Source organism: Streptomyces hainanensis, assembly GCF_004348415.1.
Classification (GTDB): Bacteria; Actinomycetota; Actinomycetes; order Streptomycetales; family Streptomycetaceae; genus Streptomyces; species Streptomyces hainanensis.
Map to the genome: position 1 here is coordinate 1 of NZ_SMKI01000280.1, position 10,367 is coordinate 10,367.

Annotated in this window: 9 protein-coding genes and 2 pseudogenes; 3 read left to right on the plus strand and 8 right to left on the minus strand. The window is 65.9% G+C overall.

The genetic code is table 11. The features are described 5' to 3' along the window. The 3 genes and pseudogenes from E1283_RS23475 to E1283_RS38930 form a co-directional block, all read right to left on the minus strand. The coding region (locus E1283_RS23475; protein WP_132820116.1) for a transposase at positions 1-226 on the minus strand (226 nt) is incomplete at its 3' end. Further along, positions 222-982, minus strand: a pseudogene (locus tag E1283_RS23480) (tyrosine-type recombinase/integrase); the annotation flags it as partial. The gene E1283_RS23475 and the pseudogene E1283_RS23480, both read right to left, overlap by 5 nt. Positions 983-1,058: 76 nt before the next feature. Then, a pseudogene (locus E1283_RS38930) lies at positions 1,059-1,264 on the minus strand (excisionase family DNA-binding protein). Between the two features lie 445 nt (positions 1,265-1,709). Here E1283_RS38930 and E1283_RS23490 point away from each other — a divergent pair. Beyond that, positions 1,710-2,834 carry an SAVED domain-containing protein gene (locus E1283_RS23490; RefSeq protein ID WP_243745047.1) on the plus strand — a complete coding sequence of 375 codons (1,125 nt, stop codon included), beginning with the start codon at positions 1,710-1,712 and terminating at the stop codon, positions 2,832-2,834. Here the strand turns inward: E1283_RS23490 and E1283_RS23495 are convergent. After that, positions 2,746-4,494 carry a ThiF family adenylyltransferase gene (locus tag E1283_RS23495; RefSeq protein ID WP_132820117.1) on the minus strand — a complete coding sequence of 583 codons (1,749 nt, stop codon included), beginning with the start codon at positions 4,492-4,494 and terminating at the stop codon, positions 2,746-2,748. The two genes, E1283_RS23490 and E1283_RS23495, sit on opposite strands and share 89 nt — an antisense overlap. Beyond that, positions 4,491-5,480: an SMODS domain-containing nucleotidyltransferase gene (locus tag E1283_RS23500; RefSeq protein WP_132820118.1), complete on the minus strand. Its 990-nt coding sequence runs from the start codon at positions 5,478-5,480 to the stop codon at positions 4,491-4,493. Before E1283_RS23500 ends, E1283_RS23495 begins: the two co-directional genes overlap by 4 nt. A gap of 113 nt (positions 5,481-5,593) precedes the next feature. Between E1283_RS23500 and E1283_RS23505 the strand changes: the two genes are divergently transcribed. Further along, a complete protein-coding gene (locus E1283_RS23505) occupies positions 5,594-6,445 on the plus strand; it encodes a hypothetical protein (RefSeq protein WP_132820119.1) in 852 nt (283 codons plus the stop codon). A 24-nt stretch (positions 6,446-6,469) separates the two neighbouring features. Next, the gene (locus E1283_RS23510; RefSeq protein WP_132820120.1) at positions 6,470-7,051 is read left to right on the plus strand and encodes a DUF4325 domain-containing protein; all 582 of its coding nucleotides are present in this window, start codon (positions 6,470-6,472) and stop codon (positions 7,049-7,051) included. Positions 7,052-7,600: 549 nt separating this feature from the next. Here the strand turns inward: E1283_RS23510 and E1283_RS23515 are convergent. Genes E1283_RS23515 through E1283_RS23525 form a run of 3 tightly spaced genes read right to left on the minus strand, consistent with a single transcriptional unit; the run spans position 7,601 to position 10,338 of the window. Then, positions 7,601-8,494 carry a TauD/TfdA dioxygenase family protein gene (locus tag E1283_RS23515; RefSeq protein WP_132820121.1) on the minus strand — a complete coding sequence of 298 codons (894 nt, stop codon included), beginning with the start codon at positions 8,492-8,494 and terminating at the stop codon, positions 7,601-7,603. Between the two features lie 34 nt (positions 8,495-8,528). Beyond that, positions 8,529-9,338 carry an ABC transporter ATP-binding protein gene (locus tag E1283_RS23520; RefSeq protein ID WP_132820122.1) on the minus strand — a complete coding sequence of 270 codons (810 nt, stop codon included), beginning with the start codon at positions 9,336-9,338 and terminating at the stop codon, positions 8,529-8,531. Beyond that, on the minus strand, positions 9,322-10,338 hold the full coding sequence (locus E1283_RS23525) for a taurine ABC transporter substrate-binding protein (protein WP_132820123.1): 1,017 nt from the start codon (positions 10,336-10,338) through the stop codon (positions 9,322-9,324). Before E1283_RS23525 ends, E1283_RS23520 begins: the two co-directional genes overlap by 17 nt. Positions 10,339-10,367 lie beyond the last annotated feature (29 nt).

Here is a 10,367-nt window from a genome sequence, read left to right on the forward strand (position 1 = left end):
TGTGCACGCCCTTCCACGAGCCGAACTTCTCCGGCAGGTCCATCCACGGACAGCCGGTGCGGTACTTGAACGCGATCGCGTCGATCACCTCCCGGTGATCACGCCATCGCCCACCCCTCCTCGGCCCACGGTCCGGCAGCAACGGCTCGATCCGCGCCCACTGCGCATCGGTTAACGCCACACCCAGACCAACGATCAGATGATCCGAAAGAAACGGCCTAGGCATCCGTGCATCCGTGCTCGTACCTGGGCCGCAGACGGTTCCGACGCAGCTTCAGGTGCTCGTTATCCAGATCAACGTCAGCCCAGCGCAGCCCCAACGTCTCGCCCTGCCGTAGTCCGAGCGCCAGCGCCGGAACCCAACGGGCACTGTTCCGCCGCGGGTTGACCTCCAGCGGCAGACGCTGCACCTCTTCCACGGAGTAGGGCTCGATCTCCGCCTCGTCCTCTTCCACCCGCGGCGGCTTCGCCAGCGCGGCGGCGTTCTTGGCTGCATGGCCGCGCCGAACCGCCTCTCCGAGAGCGGTTCGGGCAGTGCGGTGAGCCTGGTGAGCCGTGCCCGCCTTGCTCCCGCCGTTCTGCATCCGGCGATACAGGCTTTCGAGGTGCTCAGGCTCAAGCGGTCGATGCGGTGCTTGCCGACCCCGGACACGAGGTGCACGCGCGAACCGCGACCTCATACCCGTCGTACGTGTTCTCGCTGACGACCGTGCTTGGCGATGTTCTCAACCCAATGCAACAGCCACTTCTCAACGGTCCACGGCTTGTCGAGCTGACACGCCGAACCTTCGTCGCACTGCTTCTCCAGCCGCCGGACTTCCTCAACCAGTTCCTTGCACGTCGGGCGCGTGAGATGGCGACGGTACGGCGTCCCGTCGTCCTTGTAACCCATCGGCACACGGCCGTGCCAACGACCGTCCTGGCCCAAGTAGATGGCAGATTCGCCGTTGGCGCGACGCGTGCGCTTCTTCTCCTCCGCCATGGGCGGACCCCCTCCTCCAGGGGTACGAAAACGCTGAGCGCTGCCACGGTCGGGCAGCGCTCCGGCTGAACAGGAGTCAGGCGCCGCGCTGCTGAGCGCGGCGACAAGCGACGTGTGCGGCAGGGGCGTCGGCGGGATGCGCCGGAGACTGCCGATCGGGATGGACTCCAACTCTCCGTTTCGGATGAGTTGGTATCACGTAGTCCGGCCGATACGAAGACGGCGAGTGGCCTCTTCGACGGTCAGTAGCACGAGCGTGGCGTCATAGGCATCAGCACTCATGGGACTGATACGAAGCCCCCGCAGCCAGCAGCCCAGGTCCTGCCGTTGCATGGTGGCAAGTCTGGTCGCAACTGTTGTCATCCAACATGCCCCTACCTGAGCAAACGAGACTACCTCGTGCGGCGTGCCAGACGACTCTGGCTGGTTATGTGCGCCGCGTACTTGTCGGACACGGCACAGGTGCTACCGGGGGCGTAGCTTCATCCTGGAACCCGGTGCGGAGACAGGGATGGACAGCATGGGCGGGACAGGGAGCGGACAGAACGGTGGGAAGATCCCGCCCAAAGTGCGCCTGGAAGTGTGGGTACGCTGTGGCGGTAGATGTGCCATCTGCAACCGCAACCTCCTTGACGGGGGAATGACGGCTAGGACCTTATGGCTGGGCGAGCTCGCCCACATCGTCGGCAGACATGACAGTGCGCACTCCCCGCGAGGAGAAAGCGTCTTGGATCATCGGGAGTCGGCCGATAACCTGATGCTAGTCTGTTCAGATGACCATAACGAGTTCGATGCGCCCGGCGCCTTGGACGTATTCACCGTCAGTATGCTCAGGGAACTCAAGAGGTCACATGAGGACCGCATCCGGCATCTCACAGGTTTGGGCGAAGACCGTGCGACCACCGTGCTGCGCATGGTCGGTCAAGTCCATGGACGGGAGGTCGAGTTATCGAGGGAGACGGCGATGACCGCCGTGGTTGCGGCGAAGCGGTACCCACTGTTCTTAGAGTCGTATTCCCGGCATGGCATTGAGATTGACTTGCGGCACGTACTTGGTGAGTCCGCCGGGCCGACGGACATGCTGTGCGGCCCTAAAGAGCGGAGCCGTTCCTACTTTCGGAACGCCACGGCATTGATCGACGATGTGATCGAACGCCAGTTGAAGCACGGCATCGTCACCAATGCCGTCAGGCACCTCAGCATCTTCGGCTTCGCCAGGTTACCGCTGCTGGTCTATCTCGGGTCTCGCCTCGATGACACTGTGCCTACGGAAATCCATCAGCGTCAGCGACACGACGAATCCTGGCGCTGGCAGGAGACGGCTCCAGTAGTGGAATTCATTACCCGCCTCGATCACGCGGCTCCGCACGGCCGGGAGGAAGTGGTCGTACTGAACATCTCAGGGACTGTCAATCCGGAAGAGATACCGGTTGACCTACGGGGTCTACGCCGTTACCAGATCAGCCCCATAGAGGTGACGAGCGCTCCCGATATCATCGCCCATCAGGGCTCTTTGAAGAACTTTATCGCCTGTGTCCGCTCCTTCCTCGCAGACATCGACGCAGCGCCCAAGACCATCCGCCGGCTCCACGTACTCCCTGCTCTGCCGTTGTCCGCGGCCATATCCCTCGGGCGTCTGCATCATCACCAGGTGCATCCTGAGCTTGCGATCTACGAGCGGTTGGACGGCAGGTACTGGCGCACGATGGACATCACTCTGAGTGCTGGCGAGACGATAGTTGCAGCTTCCCGGCAGCCCTCTTTCAGGAGTGCGGCAGGAATCGGTGGGCGGGGCCGCCATGCGCATGGGGTACCGCGCAGAGGTGGGTACCGGAGACCTGGGCCGCCCTGAGGTGAGTACCCAGGAAGGTCACCAAGCTGCCAGCCACTGCAGCCATATCGGCCGCCGAACCGTGAAAGGTGGGTACCGAGCAACCACGCGTGGGTACCAGTTCATCGTCCTCCAGCGGCTCCTGCCACAAGGAGTGATAGAGCTCCATCCGGGGATCCCCCAGGACCACAGGGCCAATCTGACGGTCGATGGTCGACGGGCCAACCCTGTTGCCGAGGACTGACACAGTCACGATGCCGAGGCTGCCGGTCCGTGCATCCGTCGCGAACTGAGCGAGGACGGCTCTGCGGTCGGGATTGTCGGCAAGAGTGTCAAGAAGGCGGCCTACTGCAAGATTCACCGTGGCGTCGATGACGACATCAGCCACCTTGACGGCACGAGCGGCTTCATCGAGTGAAAGCCAGGGCATGACTTCCACCTTGAGGCCGTCGCTGATGGCGTTCAAGCGGCGAGCTAGTGCATCAGCTTTGGTGCTGCCGATGTCGGTCTCAGTATAGTTCTGCCGGATGAGGAGGCCACCGGTGATGTTTCCTGGGTCACACAGAGTAATCCGAGTTGCGCCAGCTCGGGCTATGAATTCAGCTGCCCAAGATCCGATGCCGCCGCATCCCCAGATGTGAACATTCTTTCCACAGAATGTGCTGACGGGCCGGCCGTTATCCCGCCGAGTCGTCACTGCGGGGCGTTCGTCAGACACCATGCACCACTCGATAGGTGTCGCCAAGTCGCCCGCGCCGAAAATGGTGGAGCCCACACCGTGCTGCTTCACCTTATGGCGAAGGAGGTTGGCGGTCGGCGGGGTCAAGCGGCCTCCCAGAAGATAGTCAGGGCCTCCGGCCGGATGGGGCACGGCTAGGACGAAGTACTGTGGACTGTCGTGTGGACTCTTGGCGGCACTGGCCGCAAGAGCGGTGAGGAAAGCAGTGGACGGCTCGGCAAGGCTCGAAGAGCTAGGCATCTCCCCGCCCGTTGGCTGCGCGGTGAGGAGGGCGAGAAGTTCAGCAAGGGTGGCGCCCGCCCCATAGGGCATATAGGCCCCGGCTGTGAGGACCGGAGCGCGCATTCGATCCTCACCACGCCCCCCAGAGATTAGATCTAACCGATGAGATGACCTGGGCTTCAGCCATCCGAGTTGGATATGCCGGCCAACACCGGATTGACGAACGACGATCGTCGGCGTGCCCGATGTCCGGTGGAGAACTCCACCAACAGCGTGATAGATCGCAGTGGAGGCATTGAAGCGACCCTCCGAGGCATCCGTCAGCCACTGCCAGAATCTATTAAGGAAAGCGGTGATGCCGCCCACCGGATCCCACTCACGCGACTGGTCAAGGTATAGGCACAACCTCCGACCTTGCAGTACGTGCGGATGTCCTACAAAACGATCGTGCTCAACTTCCACTATGGGAGCCTCCAGCGGGTCACCCGATACGATCACGAGGAAGTCTTCCTCGTCTTTCAGCGGAAGTCCCGCTTCCTCCATCGGCAGTCCCGCGATGAACAACCGCAACCTGATAGAGACGCGACCTTCTGAGGTTGTCGTCGGCTGGTCTGTGATGCGCAGGTCGTGCGGCTGCTGGGCAGCCAGCGTCCGGAGATCGTTCAGAAAACTGGTCTGCCACGGGGACAGGTTCGTCCGAGTCGATTTCCGTTTGGTCACCCTGCTCGCCCGGTCCTCGTCACTGTCGTCGGAGCAGGAGCCGGCGCGAAGAACTTGGAACGGCCAGATGCGACCGGTGCCTGGAAGCGGTCGCCGAGCACTTCTTGCCACAGCCGAACGCTCCTCGCCGGGTCAGTCTCCTCGTAGGCAAGCTTGATCTGTGCCGCATGGGCATTGATACGGGCCCGGAAATAGGCGTAAGTGGTTTGGTCCCATCGATGGTCGAAGGTGACCCCGGAACCGGACGGGTCGGGGATGGAGGGCTTGTAGGGGCGCTGCTGGAGCCAGTGGTCGAGGTCGCTGACGATGTGCAGCAAGGCGGAGGGGACGTTGCCGTAGTAGCCGGGGTCGGCGAGCTTGGGCACCTCGGAGACCCGCTCGCCGAGCAGGGTGGTCAGGATGATCGACCGGGTGCCAGTGAAGGAGCCCTTGTGGTCGCGTAGGTACTTCATCAGCCTGATGACCTTGCGGAGATTGCTGTCGGCGATCTCGTCCTTCGCCCGCATCCAGGCCGTGAAGCCGACCGGATTGGTGTCCTCCCACCGGTCCTCGTCCCGGTTCACGATGACCTCGCGACCGCTGGCGAGTCGCACATAGGGAACGATGTCCACGTGCATCTGATCCGCGTAGCTGAGCTGGACGCAACGGCACTTACGCGTGTGCGGCATCTTCTTGTAGGTGCCATGGCGGTGGATCGCGGCATAGACGTTCTCAATGTAGAGCTTGGGGCTTTGGGCCCAGGCTGGGTTCTCCCTCATCTCGAGCATGAAGTCGGCGTCGAACTCCTTGCCGCCAACCGGGTTGATGATGGTCCGCTGGGCCCATGACCCCTGGGGGCTCTTGCCGAGGATGTGGCAACCGAGTTCCGCATCCCCCCTCAGTGCCTCATAGATCGCTGCAACCCCCCGGTCCAACCGGTCCAACTTGCCCTGGCTGAGGTTGACGACGTCCTTGAGGAAGGCGTCGAAGTAGCTGACGTGCTGCACGATTCTCTCGCTTTCATTGACTTCAATGAAAGCGTATCAGACATGTCGGCTTCGATGCACACGACCGAGAAGCCCCCCACGGCACGGTCGAGCGCCTGGCATCGTGTCGTGTTGTGCTGCTGGAACTCGTCGGACGTCAGCCCTTGCTTCGTAATGACCTACACGTGGTTGCCGATGTCGGCTCTGACCTCGTCGTCGATGCCAGTCGGCTGCGCTTCGCCAGTCCTCTGGACCTCGCGGCGATAGCCGCACTCACGCACAAGCGGAGCGCCGCGGGCGGTGCGATCGAACTGGTGTTACCTGCCGACGCCCGGGTGGCTTCGTACGTACAGCGCATGGACTTGATTACTCGTCTGCCTGCGGAGGCACGGGTCGTCGGACATCTGCCGTTCGACGACAGGCGGGATCGCGCGTCCGCGCTGCTGGAGACGAGTCCGTTGACCCCTGAGACCGCCGGAGCCCTAGGGGAGCGAATCGGGCGATTGGCCAAGGCGAGCCTCGGCACTGGCAATGGTGCCCGAGTCTCGAGAAGTATCGGCGAACTGATCGACAACGCCGTCAGCCACGGGTTGGGCCCCTCAGGAGCCTTCATCGCCGCGCAGACCTACACCGGCAGAACGACCCGCTATCGGAGGCTTGAGGTGGCCATCTGCGACACCGGTATCGGCGTGCTCAGACATCTTCGACAGAACCCAGAGCACAAGAAGGTCGCCACCAGCACTGACGCTCTACAACGAGCACTCGAACCTGGCGTCAGCGGGACGGCTGAGCAAAGAGGCAACGGACTGCCTGACCTGCTGGCTCACGCTGGCGCCCGAGGGCCCGCACGGCTCGTGCTGCGGAGTGGCGACGGGCTTCTCCACGCTGGTCGACAACCGAGCAGCGCCTCCGCGCCTCGGCCAGAGTCGTCCCCCACATGGGTGGAAGGCACCTGGGCATGGCTGAGAGTGTCGTTCACACCGTAGGCCGCCTGTGCTTCAATGCGTTCAATGAAACCGAGGAAGAACGGGGCCTCGCTCGGGTTCGCCGTTCAAGATCATGGAAGCTTCCTGTTCACTCGCACCAGCGGCGTCACCGTGCGCAACGCGTTGGAAGCCCAAGTCCACGGAGCCGCGCCCGTTGCCCTCCTGACCATCGACTTCGCTGGCGTGGACGCGATGACGAACAGCTTCACCGACGAGTTCCTCGGTAAGTTCTACCTGTCATTGGCTGCAGGCGACAGTGACGTCCAGGGAGTCCAACTGGTCGGGCTGAGCGAGGAAACGCGAGACGCGGTCACCGTGTGTCTGGAACGACGCAAGCAGATCGCTGTGGACGGTGATGATGGCGTCCTTCTCGGAGACGCGGCGATGCTAGCCGATACCTACGAGCAAGCGCGTCAGCTGGGCAGATTCCGAACGACCGCTCTCGCGGAAGCCCTCCAAGTATCTCTGCCCAACGCCAACAACCGCCTCAAGCGCCTGGTCGAGGCAGGAGCGCTCAAGCGCAACCGCGCAGCTGGCCCCGAGGGCGGAGGCAAAGAGTTCGTGTACTCGCTGCCCGGGGCCCCAGGGAACGAGCAGGTCCCCTGAAGAACATTGCAGGTGCGGTAGTACACCACCAGCAACGCCCTCTCCGATAACGGCAGACATCAGCGGCCGACCCAGCTACGGCCCACAGTCCTCCCGCTGGCGCACCACCTCTACCAGACGGCGAAACCGAGGCTGCCGCAGCCCGTGAACATCTCTATCCACACCGGTTCAGCCCGTAGGACCGCCCCCATGCAGCAGAAAATGCCCGGCTCGCAGCCTTTCGCAAAAGGCTTTTGGCTCACAGCGCCCCAGGTCAGGCGTCAATTCACGGGCGTCCCGCCAGTTGCAGTCGCAGTTGCAGTTCCAGTTGCGTTCGCCCTCGTTCAGCGGCGTCCGGAGGTCTGATCGAGAGAGACTAGGTCGCTGGCCAGGACGGCGACGAGCCCGTCCGGTCCCTCGTACGAACAATTGGAAAGCGTGTTGGGTTCACACCCTCACGAGTTCGAATCTCGTATCCTCCGCCAGCTCTCACCGGGCTGATCGAAGGCCCCCGCCGCCATCCACGGCCGGGGGTCTTCGTCTTGTCGGTGTTCGGCCGCGCGGCTCGGCTCACGGCGTGGGGGGTGTCGCCGGGCCGGAGGGGATGTCGCCGCGGAGGGTGACGCGGTGCATGACGCGGCGGAAGTCGCCGTAGTCGCGGTTGGCGTAGTGCAGGGTGGCGCGGTTGTCCCACATCGCCACGTCGCCGGCGCGCCAGCTGTGGCGGATGATGTGTTCCGGCTTGGTGAGGTGGGCGTAGAGCAGGTCGAGGACGCCGCGGCTCTCGGCGTCGGAGAGGCCGACGAGGTGGGAGGTGAAGCCGGGGTTGACGAAGAGGCTCCGGCGTCCGGTCTCGGGGTGGACGCGCACGACGGGGTGTTCGACGGGGTCGAGGCCCCGGTAGCGTTCGCCGTCCCATTCGTTGCCCTCGCCGCCGCGGCGCTGGGCGAGGTAGTAGCCGAACTCCCGGCTGCCGTCGTGCACGGCGGTGAGTCGGTCGGCCAGGTCCCGTACCGGCGGGGACAGCGACTCGTAGGCGAGTTGGCCGTCGGCCCAGCTGGTGTCGCCGCCCGCCGGTGGTACCTGGACGGCGCGGAGGATGGAGCCGAGGGGTGGCCGGCGGACGAAGGTGACGTCGGTGTGCCAGACGTCGGCGAAGCCGTTGTCGGCCGCGTCGAGGGCGTAGATCTCGGGGTGGTCCTCGTCGATCCCCGGCACCACCGGGTGCGAGGCGGTGAGTTCGCCGAGGCGGCGGCCGAGCGCCACCTGGCTGTCGGGGTCGAGGCGCTGTTCCGGGAAGAACAGCACCTTGTGTGCGACGAGCGCCGCGCGGACCGCCGCGAGTTGCGCGTCGGTGGCGGCCGACAGGTCGAGGGCGTCGATCCGGGCGCCGAAGCGCGGGCCGAGGGCCGTCAGGGCGAGGGCGGCGGGCACGGTGTCGGTCGTGGTGTCGGTGACGGTCATCTTCGCTTCCTCCGTGCGTGGTGGGGGGCTCGGCTCAGGCGGCGGCGCGGACCGCGGCGCCCGTCTCGGCGCGCAGCGCCGCGTACTCCGGCAGGCCGCGTAGCTCGTCGGGGTCGAGGCCGGTGCGCGGCAGGTCGACGGGCAGGTCGAGGGTGATCACGCCCGGCCGGCGGCTCAGCACGACGACGCGTGTCGCGAGGAAGACCGCCTCGTCGACGCTGTGTGTCACGAAGACCGACGTGGAGCCGGTCTCGTGGCCCATCCGCCGCAGGTCCTCCTGGAGTCGTTCCCTGGTCAGCGCGTCGAGGGCCGCGAACGGCTCGTCGAGCAGCAGGAGTTCCCGGTCGCCGGCCAATGCCCGTGCGATGGCGACCCGTTGCTGCTGTCCCCCGGAGATCTCCCAGACGCGGCGGTCCGCGGTGCCCGTCAGGCCGACCCGGTCGAGGAGTCGGGCGACGCGGGACGGTCGTTCGGCGCGCGGCACGCCCGCGTAGCGCAGCGCGAGGCCGATGTTGTCGCCGACGGTGCGCCAGGGGAAGAGCCGGGGTTGCTGGAAGACGACGCCGGACTGCCGCCCGGGCCGGGGGGTTTCGCCGCGCACGGTGACCGTGCCGGACGTCGGGGTCTCGAAGCCGGCGATCAGCCGCAGCAGGGTGGTCTTGCCGCAGCCCGAGGGGCCGACCAGCACCAGGAACTCCCCCGCCGGCACGTCGAGCGAGAGCGGCCCGAGGGCTCGCACGGCCGACGTCCCGCGCCCGTACACGTGGTCCACGTCGCGGACCGAGACCGCCGCCGCCACCGAGCCCGCGGCCTCGGTGGTCCGTGCCTCAGGAGCCGTCGACATCGCTCAACCCCTCGGCGTGGACGGCGTCCTGGAAGACCGTGAGGTCGGGCGCGCCCTCGATCTGGTTCTGCGCGGCGAGGAACTCGGCGGCGTCGTGGAGGTTCGCCGCCACCTCCCCGATCCGGTCGGGGGTACCAAGCCACTGGGGGTTCGACTGGTCGTCCGGCCGGAGGAACACGCCCTGTTCGAGTTGGGCGGCCGCGACGTCGGCGTCGATGCCGAGTTGCCGGCCGACGGCCTCGGCGGCCGCGTCCGGGTCGTCGTGGATGAGGTTGAGCGCGCGGGCCTGGACGTCTCGCCAGGCGGCGATGACCTCGGGGTGCTCCTCGACGAGTTCGGTGGACGCGACGCCGAGGTCGAGCGTCGGCTTGCCGGCGGCCGCGATCTCCTCGCTGGTGGCGAGGACCTGCCCGGTGGCCCTGAGTTCGTCGAGCGTGGGCAGCCAGACGTAGCTGGCGTCGAGGTCGCCCCGGGTCCAGGCCGCCACGATGTCCTGCGGCTCCAGGTCCACGATCTCGACCGCCGCCGCCTCGACGCCGGCCTGGTCCAGCGCGGCGAGCAGGCTGTAGTGGGCCGTGGAGGCGAACGGGACGCCCACCGTGCGCCCTTCGAGGTCCGCCATGGATTCGATGCCCGCCCCCTCCCGCGCCACCAGCGCCTCGTTCTCGCCGGCGACGTCGAGCACCCAGGCGACCTGGTACGGGATGTTCAGCGGGGCCGAGAGGCCGCGCGCGACGGGGCTGGAACCTATCGCCGCCAGGTCGACGGACTCGGCCACGAACGCGGTGTTGATGGTGGCGCCGGAGTCGAACCGCGTCCACTCGATGTCCCATTCGGGAAGCGCCTCCTCCAGCCAGCCCTGGTCCCGCACGATCAGGTCGCCGCTGGGAAACGCCTGGTACGCCAGGCGCCGTCGCCCTGCGCCGTCAGCGCCAACAGCCGGACCGGCCCCGGCGCCCGGGCGACGGCCTCGCGCACGGCGGCGGCGACCGCCCGCCACACCGCGTCCATGTCCTGCTCGGCGCGCTC

Bases quoted from the DNA above. Each gene is read 5' to 3' on its own strand.
- E1283_RS23515 (WP_132820121.1), bottom strand. From the start codon at position 8,494: ATGACCGTCACCGACACCACGACCGACACCGTGCCCGCCGCCCTCGCC.
- E1283_RS23510 (WP_132820120.1), top strand. From the start codon at position 6,470: ATGAAACCGAGGAAGAACGGGGCCTCGCTCGGGTTCGCCGTTCAAGAT.
- E1283_RS23520 (WP_132820122.1), bottom strand. From the start codon at position 9,338: ATGTCGACGGCTCCTGAGGCACGGACCACCGAGGCCGCGGGCTCGGTG.